The sequence below is a fragment of the Streptomyces sp. TLI_146 genome (assembly GCF_002846415.1).
Lineage (GTDB): Bacteria > Actinomycetota > Actinomycetes > Streptomycetales > Streptomycetaceae > Streptomyces.
Genome location: NZ_PJMX01000001.1, coordinates 5,000,787 through 5,024,299, shown reverse-complemented (window position 1 = coordinate 5,024,299; position 23,513 = coordinate 5,000,787). Strand labels below are relative to the sequence as shown.

Genomic DNA, 23,513 nt, shown 5'->3' with positions numbered 1-23,513 from the left:
GTTACGAGCGAGCGAATGGGCGGGCGAGCGGGCGATGCGGCCGGCCGCCCTGGCTGCTGGGCGGCCCCGGCAGCCCCGACGGACCCGGCGCCTCCGGCGGTCAGATCAGCCCGTGCTCGCTCAGATACTCCAACTGCGCGCGTACGGAGAGCTCGGCCGCCGGCCACAGCGAGCGGTCGACGTCCGCGTAGACGCGGCCCACCACGTCCGCCGCCGTGGTGAAGCCGTTCTCCACCGCCGTCTCCACCTGGGCCAGCCGGTGGGCGCGGTGGGCGAGGTAGAACTCGATGGCGCCCTGCGCGTCGTCGAGGACCGGACCGTGCCCGGGCAGCACGGTGTGGACGCCGTCGTCGACCGCGAGCGAGCGCAGCCGCCGCAGTGAGTCGAGGTAGTCGCCCAGGCGGCCGTCGGGGTGCGCCACGACGGTGGTGCCGCGCCCGAGGACCGTGTCCCCCGTCAGCACGGCCCGGTCGGCGGGGAGATGGAAACAGAGGGAGTCTGCGGTGTGACCGGGGGTGGGCACCACCCACATCTCCAGTCCGCCGGTGGTGATCACGTCGCCCGCGCCGAGCCCTTCGTCCCCGAGGCGCAACGCCGGGTCCAGCGCGCGTACGTGCGTGCGCGTCAGCTCCGCGAAGCGGGCGGCGCCCTCGGCGTGGTCGGGGTGGCCGTGGGTGAGCAGGGTGAGGGCGACCCGCTTGCCCATCCGCTCGGCGGTGGCGACCACGTTCCGCAGATGGGCGTCGTCGAGCGGTCCGGGGTCGACGACGACGGCGAGGTCGGAGTCGGGCTCGGCGACGATCCAGGTGTTGGTGCCGTCCAGGGTCATCGCGGAGGGGTTGGGCGCGAGGACGTTGACGGTACGGGTCGTGGCGGGGCCGGACAGCACCCCGCCGCGGGGCTGGCCGGGGAGGGCCGCGGCTTCGGTCACGCGGGGGCACCTTCCATGGAGAGCGGGGACGTGGTGGCGAAAGGGGTCACGGCGTACCGCCGCCGGTGCGGACGCGCTTGGTGAACTCGTCGTGCCCGGGCCAGCTCAGCACGATCTCACCGTCGTCGCCGAGGCTGGCCCGCGCCAGTACGGGGGTGAGGTCGCGGGCGGCCGAGGCGGCGAGGACGTCGGCGGGGGCGGCGTACGGGAGGAGGGAGCGCAGGGTCGAGACGGTCGGGGGCATCATCAGCAGCTCGCCCCCGTCGTACCCGGCCGTGGCCTCGGCGGGCCGGATCCACACCGTCCGGTCGGCCTCGGTGGAGGCGTTGCGGGTGCGCTGGCCCTCGGGGAGCGCGGCGACGAAGAACCAGGTGTCGTACCGCTTGGGCTCGAACTCCGGGGTGATCCAGCGGGCCCACGCACCGAGCAGGTCCGAGCGCAGGACCAGGCCGCGGCGGTCGAGGAACTCGGCGAAGGAGAGGTCGCGGGTCACGAGGGCCTGGCGGTCGGCCTCCCAGTCGTCGCCGGTGGTGTCGCGCACCACGCTGTCGGCGTCGGGCCCGGCGAGGAGGACCCCGGCCTCCTCGTACGTCTCGCGGACGGCCGCGCAGACGATGGCCTGGGCGTCGTCCGCGCCCACGCCCAGGCGGGCCGCCCAGGTCTCGCGGCTGGGCCCGGCCCACCCGATCCGGCGGGCGTCGTCCCGGGGGTCGACGCCGCCGCCGGGGTAGGCGTAGGCGCCGCCGGCGAAGGCCATGGAGGTGCGGCGGCGCAGCATGTGCACGGCGAGCGGTCCGCCACGCAGCAGCATGACGGTGGCGGCGCGGCGGGGCTGCACGGGGGTGAGTTCGCCGTGGGCTAGGGCGCGGATGCGGTCGGGCCATTCCGGCGGGTACCACTGACCATTGGGCATGGCCGGAGGCTATCCCCTGACGCGCGCGTGTTCGAGACCACCCGCCACGCCCGCCCCTGCGGCTGCACCCCACCCCTTCCCGGGGCTCCGCCCCGCCCCCCTCGCTCGCCTGCGGCGCCCCTTGTCGGGCCGACGTTGACCTGCGGGCTGTACTGGGTTGCTCGCGCAGTTCCCCGCGCCCCTAAACCCGCCTTCGTCTGCGGGCCGGTGGCCGGTTGCTCGCGCCGTTCCCCGCGCCCCAAAACCCGCCTTCCTCTGCGGGCCGGTGACCGGTTGCTCGCGCCGTTCCCCGCGCCCCAAAACCCGCCTTCCTCTGCGGACCGGTGGCCGGTTGCTCGCGCAGTTCCCCGCGCCCCCAAACCCGCCTTCGCCTGCGGGCCGGTGGCCGGTTGCTCGCGCCGTTCCGCGCGCCCCTAGGGGGTGCGGGCGGCGGGTGAGTGCGAGGGCGGAGCCGAGCACTTCAGGGGCGCGGGGAACTGCGCGGCCAGCCATCCGCGGTCCGCAGACGAACACGCTCCAGGGGCGCAGCCCCCGGCCGCCCGCCAGAGGGCTTTCGGGAAGGGGCGGGGTGGGGGCAACCCACCCGAGCGCCACCACCCGCACCTTTATGTCGGGCAAACACCCTTCTGCCGCCCTTCTCACCCCGTACTCAGACAGCTCTCATCCAGCGCCGCGAAGGTAATGGACATGACCTTTCCCGACCAGCAGCCGAAGCAGCCGCAGCCGCAGCCGTACCCGCAGGCACCCGGGGCCTACCCCCCGCCGCCCCCGTACGAGCCGAGCCGACCCGTGCACGCCGGCCCCGGGACCACCATCTGGCCGTCGAACGGCCACGGGGCCGACGGGGCTGACGGGGGCACCCCCGGCACGACCGGCGCCGCACCCACCCCCCACCGCCGCGCCCGCCGCTCCGTCGGCCTCCTCGCCGCCGTCGCGCTCGCCGCCGCGGCCGTGGGAGGCGGGACCGCCACGCTCGTGGAGCGGTGGACCGGGGGCGACAGCAGCGCCAGCGCGCCCGCCGTCCCGGGGACGAACGCCTCCAGGAACACCAACGGGACCGTCGCGGGCGTGGCCCAGGCCGTCTCGCCCAGCATCGTGGAGATCAGCGCGACCTCCGCCTCCGGGCAGTCCACCGGATCCGGCGTGATCATCACCTCCAGCGGTGAGATCGTCACGAACAACCACGTGATCGCCGGGGCCGACCAGGTCAAGGTCCGGATGAGCGACGGCAAGACGTACACCGCGAGCGTCGTCGGCACCGACCCCGACAAGGACCTCGCGCTCATCAAGGTGAAGGGGGCCAGTGGGCTCAAGCCCGCGAGCCTCGGCAACTCCGACAACCTCAAGGTCGGCGAGCAGGTCGTCGCCATCGGCTCCCCCGAGGGCCTGACCGGCACGGTCACCAGCGGCATCGTCTCCGCCCTCAACCGCGACGTCACGGTCGCGAAGGAGCAGGGCCAGGGACAGGGCCAGGACCAGCAGGACGGCGGACGCGGCGGGCGCGGCGGCTGGCCGTTCGAGTTCGGCGGGCAGCAGTTCAACGGCGACACCGGCTCGTCGAAGACCACGTACAAGGCCATCCAGACGGACGCCTCGCTCAACCCGGGCAACTCCGGTGGCGCGCTGATCGACATGAACGGCAACATCGTCGGCATCAACTCCGCGATGTACAGCCCCAGTTCCGCCAACGCCCAGTCCTCCTCGGCGGCGGGCAGCGTCGGGCTCGGGTTCGCCATCCCGGTCAACACCGTCAAGGCCGACCTCGCCTCCCTCCGCTCCGGCAGCGACAGCGGCAACAGCAGCGACAGCTGATCCTCACCGCAGGCACAAGCACCGCAGGCGCAAGCACCGCAGGCACAAGCACGGCAGGCACAAGCGCGGCATGCGACGCTGGACAGCGCCCGACCCGCACCACCCCCGCACCACCCCCGCACCACCGCGCCGCACCACCGCCGGACCACACCCCGAGGAAGACCCGAGACCGATGAGCCCCGCACCCGCCGAGGACGACACCCAGCGCATCCTGATCGTCGACGACGAGCCCGCCGTACGGGAGGCGCTCCAGCGCAGCCTCGCCTTCGAGGGGTACGGGACGGAGGTCGCCGTCGACGGTCTGGACGCGCTGGCCAAGGCGGAGGCCTACCGGCCCGATCTGATCGTCCTCGACATCCAGATGCCCCGGATGGACGGGCTCACCGCCGCCCGGCGGCTGCGCGGGGCCGGGTCCACCACCCCCGTCCTGATGCTCACCGCGCGCGACACGGTCGGCGACCGCGTCACCGGGCTCGACGCGGGCGCGGACGACTACCTGGTCAAGCCGTTCGAGCTGGACGAGCTGTTCGCCCGGATCCGCGCGCTGCTGCGCCGCAGCTCGTACGCCGCGACGGCGGGCGGCGAGCAGCCCGACGAGAACGTCCTCACCTTCGGTGATCTGCGGATGGACCTGGCGACCCGTGAGGTGACGCGCGGCGAGCGGGTGGTGGAGCTGACGCGTACGGAGTTCACGCTCCTGGAAATGTTCCTGGCCCACCCCCGGCAGGTGCTCACCCGCGAGCAGATCCTCAAGGCGGTCTGGGGCTTCGACTTCGAGCCGTCGTCCAACTCCCTCGACGTGTACGTCATGTACCTGCGCCGCAAGACCGAGGCGGGCGGCGAGCCGCGCGTGGTCCACACCGTGCGCGGGGTGGGGTACGCCCTGCGCTCGGGCGGCGCGGAGTGAACGGAGTCGTCCGGCGGTACCGGGCGATGCCGCTGCGGTCGCGGCTCGCGCTGCTGGTGGCGACGGCCGTGGCGGTCGCGGTCGCGGCCGTGTCGGTGGCGTGCTGGCTGCTGACCCGGGCCCAGCTCGGCGAGGAGCTGGACAACACGCTGCGCAACACCAGCGCCCCGCCCACGCTGGTGCAGGCCGCGCTCGCCACCTGCGGGGCCCCGGTGACGGTGCCCGACGACCAGCGGTCGGGGTTCGCGTACATCCAGGTCGTCCTGATCGACGGCACCCGCTGCGCGGCCCCGGAGTCGCCGCCGGTGCGGGTCACGGGCCAGGACGTGGCCGTGGCGCGGGGCCACCGGCTCGACGCCCTGCACACCAGCGTCACCGACGGCGGCGAGGACGTACGCGTGCGCACCCAGCGCCAGCAGATCGGGGGCCGGGTGGTCACCGTGTCGCTCTCCCGGCCGCTCACCGAGATCGACTCCTCGCTCAACCGGCTGGCGCTGCTCCTGGCGGGGCTCGCCGGGGCCGGGGTCGTGGCGGGCGGCGCCGCCGGACTGTGGGTCGCGCGTACGGGGCTGCGCCCCGTGGACCAGCTGACCGGCACGGTCGAGCACGTGGCCCGTACCGAGGACCTCACCGTGCGCATCCCCGTCGAGGGCGAGGACGAGATCGCCCGGCTCTCGCGGTCCTTCAACGCGATGACCGCCGCCCTCGCCTCCTCCCGCGACCGGCAGTCGCAGCTGATCGCGGACGCGGGGCACGAGCTGCGCACCCCGCTGACCTCGCTCCGTACGAACATCGAGCTGCTGGCCAGGAGCGAGGAGACCGGGCGGGCCATCCCGCCCGCCGACCGCAAGGCGCTGATGGCCTCCGTCAAGGCGCAGATGACCGAACTGGCCGCGCTGATCGGCGACTTGCAGGAGCTGTCCCGGCCGGACGCGGTCCGCGAGGGGCCGCTGGAGGTCGTCGCCTTCCATGACATCGCCCGCATCGCGCTCGACCGCGCCCGGCTGCGCGGGCCCGAGCTGGAGATCAGGGCGGAGCTGGCGCCCTGGTACGTACGGGCCGAGGCGGCGGCCCTGGAGCGGGCGATCGTCAACGTGCTGGACAACGCGGTGAAGTTCAGCCCGCCGCACGGCACCGTCGAGGTCACCCTGGACCGGGGCACCCTGACCGTGCGCGACCAGGGCCCGGGCATCCCCGCCGACGAACTGCCGCACGTCTTCGAACGGTTCTGGCGCTCGCCCTCGGCCCGCTCGCTGCCGGGGTCGGGGCTCGGCCTGTCGATCGTGGCCCGTACGGTCCAGCACGCGGGCGGCACGATCACCCTCGGCGCGGCGCCGGAGGGCGGCGGCACGGTGGCCACGATCCGCCTGCCGGGTGCCCCCACCCCGCCGCCGGACGCCCCGGGGGTGTGAGCGGCCCGCCGCACGCGCAGCGCCGGATGCAGACAGGGGCGCCGGGAAGATCCCGGCGCCCCACCTGCGTACAACGAAGGGCGACTAGTCGCCCACCACCTTCCCCAGCACCGTGATCCGGCCCCCGGCCGGGGGCGCGAGCGGCGCGGAGGCCGACGAGTTCGCGGCCAGGTAGGCGTTGAAGACGTCCAGGTCGGAGGCGCCGACCAGCTTGTTCTTGCCCTGGCCGAGCGCCGCGAAGCCGTCGCCGCCGCCCGCGAGGAACTCGTTCATGGCGACGCGGTAGGTCTTCGCCGGGTCGAGGGCGACCCCGTTCAGCTTGACCGTGTCGACGAGGACGCGGTCCGCGCCCGCCTTGGTCATGTCGAGGGTGTAGGTGAAGCCCTTGGAGACCTGGAGGATCTTCGGGTTGGCCGCGTTGCCGCCGCTGACCTGCTGCTGGAGGCCCTGGATGATCTGGGCGCCGGTCAGGTCGACGACGTTCATCATGTTGGTGAACGGCTGGACGGTGAACGCCTCGCCGTAGGTCACCACCCCGTCGCCCTCGCTGCCGCTCGCCTTGTGGACGAGGTCGGAACGGATGCCGCCCGGGTTCATGAAGGCGAGCTGGGCGCCGCCCTTGTCGGCCGGGGAGAGCCCGGCGAGCTGCGCGTCCGCGATCAGGTCACCGAGCGGCTTCTCGGGCGCCTCGGAGCCGCGGCCGTTGATGTCGGCGGAGATGTAGCCCTGCGGGCGGCTCGCGATGGGCGCGGCCAGCTTGTTCCAGCGGGCGATCAGGTCGGTGATGTCCTGCGCCTTGGCCTGGTCGCGGCGGACGATGTGGTTCACCGACTTCGGCGACTTCACGGCGGTCCGGACGATGTCCTTGGTCCGCTTGTCGTAGGTGAGCGTGGTCTCGGTGAAGAGCTTGCCGTAGGAGGCGGCCGAGGTGACCATGCGCGGGTTGCCCGCCGGGTCCGGGACGGTGCAGGCGTAGGCCTGGTGGGTGTGGCCGGTGACCAGCGCGTCCACCTTGGGCGTGATGCCCTTGGCGATGTCGACGATCGGGCCGGACAGACCGCTGCCGGGACCGGCCGAGTCGCAGTCGTAGTTGTACGCGTTGGTCGTCGGCATCCCGCCCTCGTGGATCAGGGCGACGATGGACTTCACGCCCTGCCGGTCGAGCTCCTTGGCGTACTTGTTGATCGTCTCGATCTCGTCGCGGAACTTCAGGCCCTTGACGCCGGAGGCGGTCACGACGTCCGGGGTGCCCTCCAGGGTCACACCGATGAAGCCGATCTTGACGCCGTTCTTCTTCCAGACCGTGTACGGCTTGAGGATCGGCTTGCCGGTCTTCTCGCTGGTCACGTTGGCGGCCAGATACGGGAAGTCGGCTCCGCGGAACTTCTTGCCCTTCTCGTAGCAGCCCTCGACCGGGTGGCAGCCGCCGTTCTGCATCCGGGCCAGCTCGACCGCGCCCTCGTCGAACTCGTGGTTGCCCACGGCCGTCACATCGAGGTCGATCTTGTTGAGCGCCTCGATGGTCGGCTCGTCGTGGAAGAGGCCGGACAGGAGCGGGCTGGCGCCGATCATGTCGCCGCCGGCGGCGGTGATCGAGTACGGGTGGCCCTGGCGCGCGGTGCGCAGCGAGGACGCCAGGTACTCGACGCCGCCGGCCGGTATGGACTTCACGGTCCCGTCGGCCTGCTTCTCGTTCACGGCCCCGGCCGAGCCGGCCGGCGGCTCCAGGTTGCCGTGCAGGTCGTTGAAGGAGAGGAGCTGGACGTCCACCGTCCGCGAGGGCTTCGGGTGCCCGTGGCCGTGGCCCTTGTCGTGGGCGTCGGCCGCGGGCATCGCGGCGATCAGCGCGCCGAGCGTGGTGAGCCCGGCGGCGGCCGCCAGGACCCGGCGGCCCGCGCGGCCGTCCTGGTGCTTCCGGGGTGTCGCTGTCATCTCTCCCCTAAATGATTCAGCTGGTCGTGCAACGAGTCGTCGAGCGTGTGGTGAAGCGTGTCGTGCAGCGCGTCACCCCACGTGACGTGAAGCGTGTCGTGAAACGTGGTCCGCGTGGCCGAAACCCGTGGGTAGGGCCGCCGCGAGCGGAAGCCTAGAGTCAACGCGCGTAGCGCGACAGGGGGGTGGGGTTACGGGATGGTTGCCGTTTGGCGGTACGTCAGCTTTTGCCCCCGGTCGCCGTACGCTCGTACACATGACGACTGACCCCGCCGTGCCCGGCCCCTCCGGACGTGAGATCCAGACCCTCGACGAGCTGACCCACCCCCAGGCCCAGGAGGTCCTCGCGCTGCTCGCCGAGGCCGCCCGGACGGACGGGCAGCAGGCCGTGTCCGAGCAGGGGCGGCTCCAGCTGCGGGGCGGCCGACGGCCCGGAATCCGCCATTTCCTCCTCACGGTCAGCACGGCCGAGGGCGCCGAACTGATCGGGTACGCGCAGCTGGAGGACACCGACCCCATCGAGGCGCCGGCCGCGGAGCTCGTCATCCACCCCGCCCACCGCGGCCGCGGCCACGGCCGGGCGCTCGGCTCGGCACTGCTCGGCGCCTCCGGCAAGCGGCTGCGGGTGTGGGCGCACGGCGGGCACTCCGCCGCCCGCCACCTCGCCCAGGTCCTCGGCCTCACGCTGTTCCGCGAACTGCGCCAGATGCGGCGGCCGTTGAGCCCGCCGGACATCGCCGAGCCGGTGTACCCGCCGGGCGTGAGCGTACGGACCTTCGTGCCCGGGGAGGACGACACGGAGTGGCTGGCCGTGAACGCGGCGGCCTTCGCCCACCACCCCGAGCAGGGCGCGCTCACCCAGCGCGACCTGGACGACCGCAAGGCGGAGCCCTGGTTCGACCCGAAGGGCTTCTTCCTCGCCGAGCGCGACGGCCGGATCGTGGGCTTCCACTGGACGAAGGTGCACGCCGCGGAGAGGATCGGGGAGGTGTACGTGGTGGGGATCCGCCCGGACGCGCAGGGCGGCGGCCTCGGCAAGGCGCTCACGGCGACGGGGCTGCGGCATCTGGCGGCGGAGGGGGTGCCGACCGCGATGCTGTACGTCGACGCCGACAACACGGCGGCCGTGACCGTGTACGAACGTCTCGGGTTCACCACGCACGAGGTGGATCTCATGTACCGCACGGAGTCCTGACGGGCCCTGCGGGGAGTGGAGCGGGGGCAGGGGACGTGCCGTCTGTCGGGTGCGGGTCGTCCCCAACCGGTCGCGCCCACGTGGCGGAGCCGCACATGTCGCAGCCCCGCGCCCCTGAAAGGGCGCGGGGGCACCCGACCGGACTAGACCTGACGCCCGTGACGGGCCACGGATTCCCGCACGTCATGTCCTCGTTACCGGGCATTCAGACACGCTTGCGACGCTCACTCAATGCAGCCCGAGGTGCCACCCTCCCGGAACGGGACCGCCGCCCGCCCCAAGGCGCTCGCGCCTGCCCGCTCCGACGTGCTCTCCGACGCGCCTGACAGCGGTCCGGCGCGGAAGAATGGGTTTATGAGCCAGCAGCCCAGCGCCGAGGTCCACCTCCAGCCCGCGTCCCAGCCGTCGGTCGGTTCCATAGCCGCGCACCGGCCGCACACCCTCGCGGCCGCCGTCTCCGACCTGGAGCCGGACATCGACGCGGATCTGGACGGGTACGAAGGGTACGAGCGCGACCGTGAGGACGCGCCAGGCGACGACGAGCTGCCCTCCGGGCGCTTCCTGGACCGCGAGCGCAGCTGGCTCGCGTTCAACGAGCGCGTCCTGGAGCTCGCCGAGGACCCGGCCACGCCCCTGCTCGAACGGGCCAACTTCCTGGCGATCTTCGCCTCCAACCTGGACGAGTTCTTCATGGTCCGGGTGGCGGGCCTCAAGCGCCGCATCGCCACCGGCGTCGCCACCCGCTCCGCCTCCGGGCTCCAGCCCCGCGAGGTCCTGGACCTGATCTGGACCCGCTCGCGCGAGCTCATGGCCCGGCACGCCGCCTGCTACCAGCAGGACGTGGCCCCGGCCCTCGCCGACGAGAACATCCACCTCATCCGCTGGCCGGACCTCACCGAGAAGGAGCAGGCGCGGCTCTTCACGCTCTTCCGCCAGCAGATCTTCCCGGTGCTGACCCCGCTGGCCGTGGACCCGGCGCACCCCTTCCCGTACATCTCGGGGCTCTCGCTCAACCTCGCCGTGGTCGTGCGCAACCCGGTCAGCGGCCACCGCCACTTCGCCCGGGTCAAGGTGCCGCCGCTGCTCTCGCGGTTCCTGGAGGCCTCGCCGCAGCGGTACGTGCCCCTTGAGGACGTCATCGCGGCCCACCTCGAAGAGCTCTTCCCGGGCATGGAGGTCCTGGCCCACCACATGTTCCGGGTGACCCGGAACGAGGACCTGGAGGTGGAGGAGGACGACGCCGAGAACCTCCTCCAGGCGCTGGAGAAGGAGCTCATGCGGCGCCGCTTCGGGCCGCCGGTGCGTCTGGAGGTCGAGGAGTCCATCGACCCGTACGTCCTTGACCTGCTGGTGCGCGAGCTGAAGATCAGCGACGCCGAGGTGTATCCGCTGCCGGGTCCCCTGGACCTGACCGGTCTCTTCGGCATCGCGGCGCTCGACCGTCCCGAGCTGAAGTTCCCCAAGTTCGTGGCCGGAACCCATCGCGACCTGGCGGAGGTCGAGTCGGCGTCGGCGCCGGACATCTTCGCCGCGCTGCGCGAGCGGGACGTGCTGCTGCACCACCCGTACGACTCGTTCTCCACCTCGGTGCAGGCGTTCCTGGAACAGGCGGCCGCCGACCCGGACGTGCTCGCCATCAAGCAGACGCTGTACCGGACGTCGGGCGACTCGCCGATCGTGGACGCGCTGATAGACGCCGCCGAGTCCGGCAAGCAGGTCCTCGTCCTGGTCGAGATCAAGGCGCGCTTCGACGAGCAGGCCAACATCAAGTGGGCCCGCAAGCTGGAGGAGTCGGGCTGCCACGTCGTCTACGGCCTGGTCGGTCTGAAGACGCACTGCAAGCTGTCGCTCGTGGTGCGCCAGGAGGGCGACATCCTGCGCCGCTACTCGCACGTCGGCACCGGCAACTACCACCCCAAGACGGCCCGTCTCTACGAGGACCTGGGGCTGCTCACCGCCGACCCGCAGGTCGGCGCCGACCTCTCGGACCTCTTCAACCGGCTGTCCGGCTACTCGCGCCGCGAGACCTACCGCCGCCTCCTGGTCGCCCCCAAGTCCCTTCGGGACGGCCTGGTCTCCCGTATCAACAAGGAGACGGCGCACCACCGCGCCGGACGCCCCGCCTACGTACGCATCAAGGTCAACTCGATGGTCGACGAGGCCGTGATCGACGCCTGCTACCGGGCCTCGCAGGCCGGTGTGCCGGTCGACATCTGGGTACGCGGTATCTGTGCGGCGCGGCCCGGCGTCACCGGGCTCTCGGAGAACATCCGGGTGCGCTCGATACTGGGGCGCTTCCTGGAGCACTCCCGGGTCTTCTCGTTCGGCAACGGCGGCGAGCCCGAGGTCTGGCTGGGCAGCGCCGACATGATGCACCGCAACCTCGACCGACGCATCGAGGCCCTGGTCCGGGTCACCGACCCGGCCCATCGCGCGGCTCTCACCCGGCTCCTGGAGACCGGTATGTCGGACGCCACCTCCTCCTGGCACCTGGGCCCGGACGGGGAGTGGACCCGGCACGCCGCCGACGCCGACGGACAGCCGCTGCGCCACGTACAGGAGATGCTGATAGACGCCCGGAGGCGCCGGCGTGCTACGCCATGACAAAACCCCGGGACCGGAGACCGCCGGGGACGTCCTGTCCCCGTATCTCCACGCGCAGGCGGGGGAATTCCTGCGCAGCCTCCGCCTCCACCGCGAGGCGGGGCCCGACAACGACGGCACCGAGGAGGCCACGCGGGCGCTGCGGCGCGCCGCCCGCCGCATCAGCGGCACGCTGCACACCTTCCGCCCGCTCCTTGACCCGTCCTGGTCCGAGCCGCTGCGTACGGAACTGGGCTGGCTGTCGGCCACGCTGGCCGGGGAGCACTCCTGCGCGGCCCGGCTCGCCCGGCTCCTTGACGGCCTCCAGCGGCTCTCCGGCAGCCAGGTGCCCGCGCAGCGCGGTGAGTCGGCGGCCGGGGCGCTGGCGGTGGGGGCGGCCCGGGCCGGGGCGCTCCTGGACCGCCAGCTGACGCTGGCCCGCACCCGGGCGCACTCGGCGGCCCTGCAGGCGCTGGGCTCGTCCCGCTTCCACGCGGTGGCCGACGCCGTGGCGCTGCTGGCCAGCGAGGTACCGCTGGCCGGCTCGGCGGCGGCGTACGCGGTGGAGGTGCTGCCGCCGGCCGCGCAGCTCGCCGAGCAGCGGCTCGTGGAGGCGGTGGCCGCGCTGCCGCTGGCCCGCGCGGCCCATCCGTACAACGCGGAGGCCCTGGTCCAGTCCGGCGAGGCGCAGGACGCCCCCTGGCACCAGGTGCGGCTGCTGCTGCGGCTGCACCGGTACGCCCAGGAGGCGCTGCACACCGGTCTGCCGTACGAGGAAGACGAGCGGCTGCTGCGGGCCGGGCGGGCGCTCGACCGGCACCGGGACGCCTCGGAGGCCGCTGCCGCCGCCGCGGCCGCCGCCCGCACGCCGAGGATCGCCCCGGCGACGGCGTACGCGCTGGGGGTGCTCCACGCCGACCAGCGGCACGAGGTGGAGGCGGCCCGGTTCGCGTTCCAGCAGATCTGGCAGCCGATGGCGGCGGTGACCACCCCGGTCACCACCCCGGTCACCGCGCCCGTGACCGCCCCCACGGTGAGCGCGCCGTGAACCGGGAAGGGCGGGTCCTCGCCGCGGGCTGCGTCCTGTGGCGCCGCTCCCCGTGGGGCGACGGCGGTCTGGAGATCTGCCTGGTCCACCGCCCGAGGTACGACGACTGGTCGCATCCCAAGGGCAAGCTCAAGCGGGGCGAGGAGCCGCTCGCGGGGGCGCTCCGGGAGGTCCTGGAGGAGACTGGACACGAGTGTGTGCCCGGCGCCCGGCTGCCCACCGCGTACTACGTCGACGCGCTGGGCCGCCCCAAGGTGGTCGACTACTGGGCCGCCGAGGCGGGCGAGGGGCGCTTCATACCCGGCGACGAGGTGGACCGGCTGCTGTGGCTGGCCCCGGCGGCCGCCCGCCACCGGCTCACCGAGCCCCGCGACCGGCAGCTCGTCGACGCCCTGCTGGACGCGCTGCACCGGTCCTGACGGGAAAGCCGGGGCCCCGCGACACCCCGGGGCCGCCCTGCGGCAGGGCGCGGTTCACCTCCGGGGCCCGCTGAACACAAACAGGTAACGGTCGGCACCGCACTGTCCGACACGGTTCACCTTCCGTTCACTCTCCTCCGTCGGCGGCTTCACCTGTTCTGCCTAATTTCGGCCTTACACGGTGTGAGGCGACCCGCCCGACCGGACACCTCTTCGCACGCCGCCGTACAACGAACGGACACCGGCGGCTCCTGGAAGGAACACCCGAAAGTGAAGCTTCAGCGCAAGAACCGGCTCCGCGCCACCGCTCTCGGCGTCATCGCCGTGTCCAGCGCCCTGGCCCTCACGGCGTGCGGCAGCGACGACAACGACAAGGGTTCGAGCTCCACCGGCGGCGCCGGCAAGACGAGCGCCGCGTCGAACATCAAGTGCGACGGCGCCAAGGGCCAGCTGCTGGCCTCCGGCTCCTCCGCGCAGAAGAACGCCATGGACCTCTGGGTCAAGAACTACATGGCGGCCTGCAAGGGTGTGGAGATCAACTACAAGGCCTCCTCGTCCGGCGAGGGCATCATCGCCTTCAACCAGTCCCAGGTCGGCTTCGCCGGCTCCGACTCCGCGCTGAAGCCGGAGGAGGTCGCCAACTCCAAGCGGGTCTGCACCGGCGGCGGCCAGGGCATCAACCTCCCGATGGTCGGCGGCCCGATCGCGATCGGCTACCACCTGGAGGGTGTCGACAGCCTGGTCCTGGACGCCCCGACCGTCGCGAAGATCTTCAACAGCAAGATCAAGAACTGGAACGACGAGGCCATCGCCAAGCTGAACCCGTCGGCCAAGCTCCCGGACAAGGCGATCCAGGCCTTCCACCGCTCGCAGGACTCCGGCACCACGCAGAACCTCGGCAAGTACCTCGGCGCCACCGCCAAGGCCGACTGGCCGTACCCGGCCGAGAAGAAGTGGCCGGCCCCGGGCGGCCAGGCCGCGGCGGGCTCCTCCGACGTCGCCGCGCAGGTCAAGCAGACGGACGGCGCGATCGGCTACTTCGAGCTCTCCTACGCCACCGCGCAGTCCATCAAGACCGTGGACCTGAACACGGGCGCCGCGGCCCCGGTCAAGGCCACCCCGGAGAACGCCTCCAAGGCGATCGCCGCCGCCAAGATCAAGGGCACCGGCAAGGACCTGGCCCTGGGCCTGGACTACACCACCAAGGCCGACGGCGCCTACCCGCTGGTCCTCGTCACGTACGAGATCGCCTGCGACAAGGGCAACAAGGCCGACACCCTCGGCACGGTCAAGTCCTTCCTGACCTACACCTCCGGCGACGAGGGCCAGAAGATCCTGTCGGACGCCGGCTACGCGCCGATCCCGGCCGAGATCAACGCCAAGGTCCGCGAGACCGTGGCCGGCCTCCAGTAACACCTGTCGGGCCTTCGGACGACCGCTGAACCGGTCGTCCGGAGGCCTCCGGGGCGGGGGTCCCGATCCGGCCCCCGCCCCCACCATCCGGTGCACCGCCGCCAGGGGACTCCTGCCGTCCCCGCCCACAGACCGGAAAGATCAATGGCTTCCATAACCACGAACACCCCGCCGCCACCGGCGGCTCCGGCACCCGCCCTGCGCCGCAAGTCCACCGGCCGCGCGGGCGACAAGGTCTTCCTCGGCCTCTCCCGGGGATCCGGCATCTTCCTGCTCGTCCTGATGGCGTCGATCGCCATCTTCCTGAGCGTCCGCGCCGGCATGGCCATCTCGAAGGACGAGGGCAACTTCCTCACCACCTTCGACTGGGACCCCGCCGCGCAGAAGCCGGTCTTCGGCATCGCCGTCCTGCTCTTCGGCACGGTCGTCAGCTCGATCATCGCGATGGTCATCGCGGTTCCGATCGCTGTCGGCATCGCGCTGTTCATCTCGCACTACGCGCCGCGCAAGCTGGCCGCACCCCTCGCGTACGTCGTCGACCTGCTCGCCGCCGTCCCCTCGATCATCTACGGCATCTGGGGCGCCCTCATCCTCGTGCCGTACCTCGAAGGCCTGAACTCCTGGCTGGACGAGTACCTGGGCTGGACGTACGTCTTCGAGAAGACCGAGGTGGGCGTCGCCCGCTCGCTCTTCACCGTGGGCGTCCTGCTCGCGATCATGATCCTGCCGATCGTGACCAGCGTGAGCCGCGAGGTCTTCCTCCAGGTCCCGCGGATGAACGAGGAGGCCGCGCTGGCGCTCGGCGCCACCCGCTGGGAGGTCATCCGGATGTCGGTGCTGCCCTTCGGCCGCTCCGGCATCATCTCCGCCTCGATGCTCGGCCTCGGGCGCGCGCTCGGCGAGACGATGGCCGTCGCCACGGTCCTCTCCCCCAGCTATCTGATCTCGCTGCACCTGCTCAACCCGGGTGGCGGCACCTTCGCCCAGAACATCGCGGCGAAGTTCGACGAGGCCAACCAGCTCGGCCGGGACGCGCTGATCGCGTCCGGCCTGGTCCTCTTCGTCCTCACCCTGCTGGTCAACGGCGCGGCCCGCCTGATCATCGCGCGCCGCAAGGAGTACTCGGGGGCGAACGCCTGATGTCGAACGCAGTAGTCCAGGACACCCGCCCGCCCTCGTCCGCGCCCCGCAAGGGCAGCCTGAGCCGCCGGGGCCTGCCCCGCTGGGCCGGGGCCGCCTTCGGCGCCGCCGGCCTCGCGCTCGGCTGCGGCATCGGCCTCGCCTTCGGCCTCGACAGCAAGGTCCAGTGGGGCCTGCTCTCCGCGATCCTGTTCGTGCTCATCTCGTACGTGACCACCTCGGTCGTCGAGAACAAGCGCCAGGCCAAGGACCGCGTCGCCACCAGCCTCGTCTGGGTGTGCTTCATCCTCGCCCTCGTCCCGCTGGTCTCCCTGCTGTGGACGACGATCAAGCGCGGCAGCAAGGCCCTGAGCGGGGACTTCCTCTCGCACTCGATGAACGGCGTCACCGGCTTCGAGCCCGGCGGCGGCGTCTACCACGCGCTGATCGGCACCCTGGAGCAGGTCGGCATCGCCACGGTGATCTCCGCCCCGATCGGCCTGCTGACCGCGGTCTACCTGGTCGAGTACGGCAAGGGCGCGCTCGCCAAGGCCGTGACCTTCTTCGTCGACGTCATGACGGGCATCCCCTCCATCGTGGCGGGCCTGTTCATCCTGACCCTGATGCTGATGTTCGAGCTCAAGCCGTCCGGCTTCATGGGCTCGCTGGCGCTGTCGATCCTGATGATGCCGGTCGTGGTCCGCTCCACCGAGGAGATGCTCAAGCTCGTCCCGAACGAGCTGCGCGAGGCCTCGCTGGCCCTCGGCGTACCGAAGTGGCGCACGATCCTGAAGGTGGTCCTGCCGACCGCGATCGGCGGCATCACCACGGGCGTCATGCTCGCCATCGCCCGTATCGCCGGTGAGACCGCCCCGATCATGCTGCTCGTCTTCGGCAGCCAGCTGATCAACACGAACCCCTTCGACGGCGCCCAGTCCTCGCTGCCCTTCTACATCTGGGAGCAGTACCGGGTCGGCAGCGACGCGTCCTACGACCGCGGCTGGGCCGCGGCCCTGGTGCTGATCGCCTTCGTCATGATCCTCAATCTGGTGGCCCGCGGCATCGCCCGCTGGAAGGCCCCCAAGACCGGTCGCTGACGCGGCCACTCAGCGACCCTTCCTCACCCGCTCGAAAGAAGCAGTGATCCCCATGGCCAAGCGAATCGACGTCAGCGGCCTGACCGCGTACTACAGCTCACACAAGGCCATCGAGGACATCTCGATGACCGTGGAGCCCCGCTCCGTGACCGCCTTCATCGGCCCGTCCGGCTGCGGCAAGTCCACGTTCCTGCGCACCCTGAACCGGATGCACGAGGTCACCCCCGGTGGCCGCGTCGAGGGCAAGGTGCTCCTCGACGACGAGAACCTGTACGGCAAGGACGTCGACCCGGTTGCCGTGCGCCGTACGGTCGGCATGGTCTTCCAGCGCCCGAACCCGTTCCCCACCATGTCGATCTTCGACAACGTGGCGGCCGGGCTGCGGCTGAACGGCTCGTACAAGAAGAACCAGCTGGCGGACGTCGTCGAGAAGTCCCTCAAGGGCGCGAACCTCTGGAACGAGGTCAAGGACCGCCTCAACAAGCCCGGCTCGGGCCTGTCCGGCGGCCAGCAGCAGCGGCTGTGCATCGCCCGCGCGATCGCGGTCGAGCCGGACGTCCTGCTGATGGACGAGCCCTGCTCCGCCCTGGACCCGATCTCCACCCTCGCCATCGAGGACCTGATCGGCGAGCTGAAGGAGCGCTTCACGATCGTCATCGTGACGCACAACATGCAGCAGGCGGCGCGCGTCTCGGACCGCACGGCCTTCTTCAACCTGGCGGCCGTCGGCCAGCCCGGCCGTCTCATCGAGATCGACGAGACCGAGCGGATCTTCTCCAACCCGTCCGTCCAGGCCACGGAGGACTACATCTCGGGCCGCTTCGGCTAGGCCCGCCCCGGACGTCTGCGGTGCTGCATGGCGGTGCCACCGCAAGACGAAGGGCCCGCCTCCTGGTGTCAGGAGGCGGGCCCGTTTTTGTGCCCGGGGTTCGTCTGCGGGTGCGTGGGCGGCTGGTCGCGCAGTTCCCCGCGCCCCTTGTCGGCCCGGGGTTCGTCTGCGGGTGCGTGGGTGGTTGCTCGCACAGTTCCCCGCGCCCCTTCTCGGCCCGGGATTCGTCTGCGGGTGCGTGGGTGGTTGCTCGCACAGTTCCCCGCGCCCCTAAAGCTTCGGTCGTCTGCGGACCGTGCTGGGTTGCTCGCGCAGTTCCTCGCGCCCCTGAAGGACTGTGGCTGAGCTGTGTTCTCCGGCTGCGGCGGACTACCTAGGGGCGCGGGGAACTGCGCGACCAGCCGCCCACGGCCCGCAGACGAAAAAAAGGGGGCCCGGGGCCGACGCCCCGAGCCCCCACAGAACGCGGCTCAGCCGAAGAAGATCCGCACCACGTAATAGCTGCCCGCCGCCACCAGCGCAGCCGCCGGCATCGTGATGAACCACCCCAGGATGATGTTCTTCGCAACACCCCACCGCACCGCATTGACCCGCTTCGTCGCCCCCACACCCATGATCGCCGAGGTGATCACATGCGTCGTGGAGATCGGCGCGTGGAACAGGAACGCCGAGCCGAACATGATCGACGCACCGGTCGTCTCCGCCGCGAACCCCTGCGGCGGATCCAGCTCGATGATCTTGCGCCCGAGCGTCCGCATGATGCGCCATCCACCCGCGTACGTCCCCAGCGACAGCATCGCCGCGCAAGCGATCTTCACCCAGATCGGGATCTCGTCGCCCGCGGACTGGACATCCGCGATGACCAGGGCCATCACCACGATGCCCATGGTCTTCTGCGCGTCCTGGAGACCGTGGCCGAGCGCCATGCCCGCCGCCGAGACGGTCTGCGCGATACGGAAGCCGCGCTTGGCCTTGTGCGGGTTGGCCTTGCGGAACATCCACAGGATCGCGCACATCACCAGATAGCCGACGACGAGGCCGACCACCGGCGAGATGAACATCGGGATGACGATCTTGTCGAGCACCCCGTTCCAGTGGACGGTCGTCCCGCCCGCGAGCGCCGCGCCGACCATGCCGCCGAACAGGGCGTGCGAGGACGAGGACGGCAGCCCGAAGTACCAGGTCACCAGGTTCCAGATGATCGCCCCGACCAGCGCGGCGAACAGGATCCCCATCCCCTTGTTGCCCTCGGGGGTGGCGATCAGGCCTTCGCTGACGGTCTTGGCGACACCGCTGCCGAGGAAGGCACCGGCCAGGTTCATCACCGCGGCCATCGCCAGCGCCGCGCGCGGGGTCAGCGCCCGCGTCGAGACGGAGGTCGCGATGGCGTTCGCCGAGTCGTGGAACCCGTTCGTGTACGTGAATCCGAGCGCGACCGCGATGGTCACGACCAGTGCAAAGGTGTCCACGAAGCTCAGGACTCCTTGACGGCGATGGTCTCCACCGTGTTCGCCACGTGCTCGAAGGCGTCGGCGGCCTCTTCGAGTACGTCCACGATCTGCTTGAGCTTGAGCACCTCAATGGCGTCGTACTTGCCGTTGAAGAGATGGGCGAGCAGCTTGCGGTGGATCTGGTCGGCCTGGTTCTCCAGCCGGTTGACCTCGATCCAGTACTCGGTGAGGTTGGACATCGTCCGCAGGTTCGGCATGGCCTCGGCGGTCAGCTCGGCCGCCCGGGCCAGCACCTCGATCTGCTGCTCGACACCCTTGGGCAGTTCCTCCACGTTGTAGAGGACGACGAGGTCGACGGCCTCCTCCATGAAGTCCATGATGTCGTCGAGGCACGAAGCGAGGTTGTAGATGTCCTCGCGGTCGAACGGCGTGATGAACGAGGAGTTCAGCTGGTGGAAGATCGCGTGGGTCGCGTCGTCGCCCGCGTGCTCCGCTGCCCGCATGCGCTCCGCGATCTCGGCCCGGGACGCGGAGTCCGCTCCGAGCAGTTCCATGAGGAGCTTCGAGCCCGTGACGATGTTGTCCGCGGATGCGGAGAACATGTCGTAGAAGCTCGTCTCCCTGGGGGTCAGACGAAAGCGCACGTGGGGTCCTCGGGGTGCTCTGGATTCGGTCAGGCTGATGCTAGGCGCATCATCCGGCCACGGCTAACCGGCGTACTTCAGTGTCGCCCATCAGGCACAGTGATCAGCACGGGCCCCCGGCCCGTTTCCGGACCCGCTTTCACAGGGTTCGTTACCCTATACCCACGAGGGGTATCCACCCCCTCTTCGCACCACGGGAGGACGCGATGACGACCACCGAGCCCGCCGAGCCGGACACCGTCCTCTCGGACCAGCCACACGCCGTGCACGGCTACCACAAGCAGAAGGACGAGCACCTCAAGCGGCTGCGCCGCATCGAGGGCCAGATCCGCGGGCTCCAGCGCCTGGTGGACGAGGACGTCTACTGCATCGACATACTCACGCAGGTCTCCGCCTCCACCAAGGCCCTGCAGTCCTTCGCCCTCCAGCTCCTGGAGGAGCACCTGCGGCACTGTGTGGCGGACGCGGCGGTCAAGGGCGGCGGCGAGATCGACGCGAAGGTGGAAGAGGCCACCAAGGCGATCGCCCGCCTGCTGCGTACGTAAGAGGGCTGCGGGCAGGGCCGCCCGGCGGGCGCACGGCACCACGCCAGGGACACCGGTGACGCAGCCGCACCCCCGGCCACCTGGCCGAAACCCGGTGGCTCGGGGCGGGCGCGCCCGCCCGGCGCGGCCGCTTGGCCGGAATCAGCCCCCGGACCCCAGACGCCCCTCCGGCTCGACCTTGAGTACCTCGTCGATCAGGTCCGCGCTGAGCCGCTCCCCGTCCGCGGCCGACGCGGCGATCATCAGCTCGCCGCACAGCTCGATCTCGACGAGGGCCACGTGGTCCTGGACGGTTGCGCTGCGAAGCCCGGCCACGCACCTCACCCCTCTACCCCTCTTTCTGCCGTCGTCGGCTTCCTAGCGTAGGGAGGAGGACACACACCGCGCATGGCACGGACGGACCATTTCCGCCACCGCCCATGACTGAATTCCCGAACGCCCCCCGGTCCTCTATGACTCGATCTTTCCGGCGTAGATGTCCCGCTCCGCCGGCAGCCGGATCACCGCGGGCACCCCGAATCCGTACAGCAGCGTGGTCGAGGCGACCGCGACCGTACGCCCCCCGTTGACGTAGCTGAACTGCTGGCGCAGCTTGCGCAGCAGGCCCTGCGCGTCGAAGTACGCGTCGAACGGCACCGCGCCCTTCGACCTGCCGAACCCTTTCGCCGCCGCCGCCAGCGAGCCGCGCGCGTGCGGCCCGGCCGCGCCCGCCGCGCGGGGGATGTCGGCGGTGCCCCGGTAGTGCCGGACCCGGACGCCCGCCAGGTCCTCCTCGCCCACGAACCTCACCGCGCCCGCCCCGCGCAGCAGTTCAGCCGCGACCATCGGGTCGGTGACCCCGCCGGTGACCAGGTTGCCGTCGGGCAGCGTCGCGGTGTCGACCCGGACCCACTTGTCGACAGGCACGCCCGCGCCCCGGTTCTTCATGTACAGCGCGCCGGGCGCGAGCAGTTCGGTGATCGGCCGGTGCTCCTCCGCGCCCGCCGCGTCTTTGGGCAGCACCACCTTCAACTGGCCCATCCGGCGCGCGAAGTCGTACACCCCCTCGCCCCGGATCGTCACCCTCGTCCCGCCCACGGCCATCTCCATGGAGGTGCTGGTCTTGGAGCTGCGGGCGGCCACCAGCGCGTCGGCCGCCCCCGCCACCACCTGGCCCGGCTCGGCCGCGAGCCCGTCAGGACCGCCGGCACCCGGGGAGCCGCCTGCTCCGCACCCGGTGACGAGCACGCCCGCGGCGGCCACCGCGGCGGCCGTCACGCCGGGCACGACGGCACCGGCGAACCCCGCGCCCCCAGGCCTCTGCCACCGCACCGTCATCGCCGTCCAACCCCCAAACGCCATCCACGAGCCGCCACACCACCCGCCCCGCTTAACGACCGCGTCCCCACCCCGGTCACGCCCGCGCCCGGCGCTGGGTACCGTGGTCGGGTGCCCCACCAAGCCTCGGCTCCTGAGCACCGCACCAGCACGACGGAACGCGGCAGCTTCGCCCACGCCCACTGCACCTGCGGCTGGTCCGGCCCCGCCCGCCGCTCCCGCGACAAGGCGAGAACGGACGCGGAGCAGCACGAGTCGGCGGACTAGCCGGACCGGTTCCGAACCGGGCGGTTCAGAGGGCGGCTCAGCGGGCGGTTCGGAACACGGTCCTCCGGGAAGACCCTTCCGCATGGACCGCCGTTCCCTCCTCGCCGCGGGGGCCGGCGCCGCCCTCGCCACCACGGCGTCCGCCTGCACCTCCGACGCCTCCCGCGCGCAGCCCTCCCGGTCTTCCGGGACGCCCACGGCCACCGGCGGCACCGGGCGAGCCGCCGCGACCGCCTCCCCGGCCGCCTGGACCGCCCTCGCGCGCTCGCTGGCCGGGTCCCTGGTGCGGCCCGGCGACGCCGCGTACCCGACCGCGCGCCAGCTCTACAACACCCGCTTCGACACCCTGAAGCCGACGGCCGTCGCGTACGTGGCGAACGACTCCGACGTCCAGGAGTGCCTGGCGTTCGCCCGCGCCCACCGCACCCCGGTCGCCCTGCGGGGCGGCGGCCACTCGTACGCCGGGTGGTCCTCCGGCACCGGCCGCCTCGTCCTGGACGTGTCGCGGCTGAACCGCGTCCGCGCCGACGGCGACACCGCCACGGTCGGCGCGGGCGCCCGGCTGCTCGACGTCTACCTCGCCCTGGGCGCGAAGGGCCGTACGATCCCCGGTGGCTCCTGCCCCACCGTCGGCATCACCGGACTCACCCTCGGCGGCGGCCACGGCGTCGCCACGCGCGCGTACGGCGCGACCTGCGACAGCCTCACCTCCGCGACCCTGATCACCGCCGACGGCAAGCGGCTGACCGCCGACGCCGACCGCGAGAGCGACCTCTTCTGGGCCCTGCGGGGCGCGGGCAACGGCAACTTCGGCGTCGTCACCGGGCTCACCTTCCGTACGCACGACGCCCCGCGGACCGTCACCGCGTATCTGACCTGGCCCTGGGCGAAGGCGCGTGCGGTGATCGAGGCCTGGCAGGAGTGGGGCCCCGAGCAGCCCGACGAGATCTGGTCCGCCGCCCATCTCGCTGCGGCCGCGGGCGGCAGGGCGGCCGGAGCCGCTCCCACGGTCAACGTCTCGGCGTTCACGCTGGGTTCCCACGACGACCTCCAGAACGCCGTGGACCGCCTCGCCGACCGCGTCGGCGCCCCCGCCGCCTCCGTCTCGCTGCGCCGCCACGGCTACACCGACGCGATGCTCGCGTACGCCGGGTGCGCCGCCCTCTCCGAGGCGCAGTGCCACCTCCCGGGCAGCACCCCCGGCCGCACCCCGCAGGGCACCCTCCAGCGCGAGACGTACGCCGCCCGGTCCGCGTTCTTCGACCGGGCGATGCCCGCCGACGGCGTACGGGCCCTGCTCGCCAGGACCGAGGCCTTCGGGAGCGTGCCGGCCGCGCAGGGCGGCGGGGGAGGGAGCGTGGCGCTCACGGCGCTCGGCGGGGCGCTGAACCGGGTCTCCCCGACGGCCACGGCGTTCGTGCACCGCCGCTCGCGGGTGCTCGCGCAGTACATCGCCTCCTGGCGCCCGGGCACCCCCGGAACGGCCCAGCGGGCATGGCTGAATACCACCCATGACGCACTGAGCCGGTACGCCAACGGGGCCGCCTACCAGAACTACGCCGACCCGGAGCTGACGGACTGGCGCACGGCGTACTACGGCGTCGCGGCGCCCCGGCTGGCCGAGCTCAAGCGCCGCTACGACCCGACGCGCGTGTTCGACTTCCCGCAGGCGCTGTGAG

At 71.9% G+C, this 23,513-nt stretch carries 21 protein-coding genes; 14 read left to right on the top strand and 7 right to left on the bottom strand.

The window, feature by feature from the left end:
• Positions 1–100: 100 nt before the first annotated feature.
• Both BX283_RS22575 and BX283_RS22570 read right to left on the bottom strand, forming a co-directional pair.
• Entirely contained in the window at positions 101–931 is an 831-nt protein-coding gene (locus tag BX283_RS22575) for an MBL fold metallo-hydrolase (RefSeq protein ID WP_101389349.1), read from the bottom strand.
• Between the two features lie 46 nt (positions 932–977).
• A complete protein-coding gene (locus tag BX283_RS22570; RefSeq protein ID WP_101389348.1) occupies positions 978–1,844 on the bottom strand; it encodes an NUDIX hydrolase in 867 nt (288 codons plus the stop codon).
• A gap of 687 nt (positions 1,845–2,531) precedes the next feature.
• Between BX283_RS22570 and BX283_RS22565 the strand changes: the two genes are divergently transcribed.
• The 3 genes from BX283_RS22565 (at position 2,532) to BX283_RS22555 (ending at position 5,975) form a co-directional block, all read left to right on the top strand.
• On the top strand, positions 2,532–3,656 hold the full coding sequence (locus BX283_RS22565) for a S1C family serine protease (protein ID WP_101389347.1): 1,125 nt from the start codon (positions 2,532–2,534) through the stop codon (positions 3,654–3,656).
• Between the two features lie 172 nt (positions 3,657–3,828).
• On the top strand, positions 3,829–4,563 hold the full coding sequence (locus BX283_RS22560; RefSeq protein WP_101389346.1) for a response regulator transcription factor: 735 nt from the start codon (positions 3,829–3,831) through the stop codon (positions 4,561–4,563).
• A gap of 26 nt (positions 4,564–4,589) precedes the next feature.
• The gene (locus BX283_RS22555; protein ID WP_101389345.1) at positions 4,590–5,975 is read left to right on the top strand and encodes a cell wall metabolism sensor histidine kinase WalK; all 1,386 of its coding nucleotides are present in this window, start codon (positions 4,590–4,592) and stop codon (positions 5,973–5,975) included.
• 84 nt (positions 5,976–6,059) lie between these two features.
• Here the strand turns inward: BX283_RS22555 and BX283_RS22550 are convergent, their stop codons facing one another.
• Complete coding sequence (locus tag BX283_RS22550) at positions 6,060–7,907, bottom strand: bifunctional UDP-sugar hydrolase/5'-nucleotidase (protein ID WP_101389344.1); 1,848 nt, start codon at positions 7,905–7,907, stop codon at positions 6,060–6,062.
• Positions 7,908–8,163: 256 nt separating this feature from the next.
• On the opposite strand from BX283_RS22550, the gene mshD reads away from it, so the two are divergent.
• From mshD to pstB, 8 genes are all read left to right on the top strand, one after another.
• Positions 8,164–9,102: a mycothiol synthase gene (gene mshD / locus BX283_RS22545; RefSeq protein ID WP_101389343.1), complete on the top strand. Its 939-nt coding sequence runs from the start codon at positions 8,164–8,166 to the stop codon at positions 9,100–9,102.
• 354 nt (positions 9,103–9,456) lie between these two features.
• A complete protein-coding gene (locus tag BX283_RS22540) occupies positions 9,457–11,706 on the top strand; it encodes an RNA degradosome polyphosphate kinase (RefSeq protein ID WP_101389342.1) in 2,250 nt (749 codons plus the stop codon).
• Positions 11,693–12,733, top strand: a complete 1,041-nt coding sequence (locus BX283_RS22535) for a CHAD domain-containing protein (protein ID WP_101389341.1) — start codon at positions 11,693–11,695, stop codon at positions 12,731–12,733. The genes BX283_RS22540 and BX283_RS22535 overlap by 14 nt, the downstream gene beginning before the upstream one ends.
• Positions 12,730–13,152, top strand: a complete 423-nt coding sequence (locus BX283_RS22530; protein ID WP_101389340.1) for an NUDIX hydrolase — start codon at positions 12,730–12,732, stop codon at positions 13,150–13,152. The genes BX283_RS22535 and BX283_RS22530 overlap by 4 nt, the downstream gene beginning before the upstream one ends.
• A gap of 270 nt (positions 13,153–13,422) precedes the next feature.
• Positions 13,423–14,565: a phosphate ABC transporter substrate-binding protein PstS gene (gene pstS / locus BX283_RS22525; RefSeq protein WP_101389339.1), complete on the top strand. Its 1,143-nt coding sequence runs from the start codon at positions 13,423–13,425 to the stop codon at positions 14,563–14,565.
• Positions 14,566–14,709: 144 nt separating this feature from the next.
• A complete protein-coding gene (gene pstC, locus BX283_RS22520) occupies positions 14,710–15,705 on the top strand; it encodes a phosphate ABC transporter permease subunit PstC (protein WP_101389338.1) in 996 nt (331 codons plus the stop codon).
• A complete protein-coding gene (gene pstA, locus BX283_RS22515) occupies positions 15,705–16,781 on the top strand; it encodes a phosphate ABC transporter permease PstA (protein WP_101389337.1) in 1,077 nt (358 codons plus the stop codon). Before pstC ends, pstA begins: the two co-directional genes overlap by 1 nt.
• A gap of 52 nt (positions 16,782–16,833) precedes the next feature.
• Entirely contained in the window at positions 16,834–17,610 is a 777-nt protein-coding gene (gene pstB, locus BX283_RS22510) for a phosphate ABC transporter ATP-binding protein PstB (RefSeq protein WP_101389336.1), read from the top strand.
• Positions 17,611–18,080: 470 nt separating this feature from the next.
• Here the strand turns inward: pstB and BX283_RS22505 are convergent, their stop codons facing one another.
• Both BX283_RS22505 and BX283_RS22500 read right to left on the bottom strand, forming a co-directional pair.
• Positions 18,081–19,079 carry an inorganic phosphate transporter gene (locus BX283_RS22505; protein WP_101389335.1) on the bottom strand — a complete coding sequence of 333 codons (999 nt, stop codon included), beginning with the start codon at positions 19,077–19,079 and terminating at the stop codon, positions 18,081–18,083.
• A gap of 5 nt (positions 19,080–19,084) precedes the next feature.
• Positions 19,085–19,705 (bottom strand): DUF47 domain-containing protein, encoded by a 621-nt coding sequence (locus tag BX283_RS22500; RefSeq protein ID WP_067155188.1) that lies wholly within the window; start codon positions 19,703–19,705, stop codon positions 19,085–19,087.
• Positions 19,706–19,911: 206 nt separating this feature from the next.
• Here BX283_RS22500 and BX283_RS22495 point away from each other — a divergent pair, with 206 nt between their 5' ends.
• On the top strand, positions 19,912–20,250 hold the full coding sequence (locus BX283_RS22495; protein WP_101389334.1) for a metal-sensitive transcriptional regulator: 339 nt from the start codon (positions 19,912–19,914) through the stop codon (positions 20,248–20,250).
• A 141-nt stretch (positions 20,251–20,391) separates the two neighbouring features.
• On the opposite strand, the gene BX283_RS40720 is transcribed toward BX283_RS22495, so the two are convergent.
• Together BX283_RS40720 and BX283_RS22485 are read right to left on the bottom strand one after the other, a co-directional pair.
• The gene (locus BX283_RS40720) at positions 20,392–20,574 is read right to left on the bottom strand and encodes a hypothetical protein (RefSeq protein ID WP_101389333.1); all 183 of its coding nucleotides are present in this window, start codon (positions 20,572–20,574) and stop codon (positions 20,392–20,394) included.
• A 126-nt stretch (positions 20,575–20,700) separates the two neighbouring features.
• On the bottom strand, positions 20,701–21,567 hold the full coding sequence (locus BX283_RS22485; RefSeq protein WP_101389332.1) for a hypothetical protein: 867 nt from the start codon (positions 21,565–21,567) through the stop codon (positions 20,701–20,703).
• Positions 21,568–21,678: 111 nt separating this feature from the next.
• Here BX283_RS22485 and BX283_RS40715 point away from each other — a divergent pair, with 111 nt between their 5' ends.
• Together BX283_RS40715 and BX283_RS22480 are read left to right on the top strand one after the other, a co-directional pair.
• Complete coding sequence (locus BX283_RS40715; RefSeq protein ID WP_180357226.1) at positions 21,679–21,834, top strand: hypothetical protein; 156 nt, start codon at positions 21,679–21,681, stop codon at positions 21,832–21,834.
• An 82-nt stretch (positions 21,835–21,916) separates the two neighbouring features.
• Positions 21,917–23,512 carry an FAD-binding oxidoreductase gene (locus BX283_RS22480; RefSeq protein ID WP_101389331.1) on the top strand — a complete coding sequence of 532 codons (1,596 nt, stop codon included), beginning with the start codon at positions 21,917–21,919 and terminating at the stop codon, positions 23,510–23,512.
• Position 23,513 lies beyond the last annotated feature (1 nt).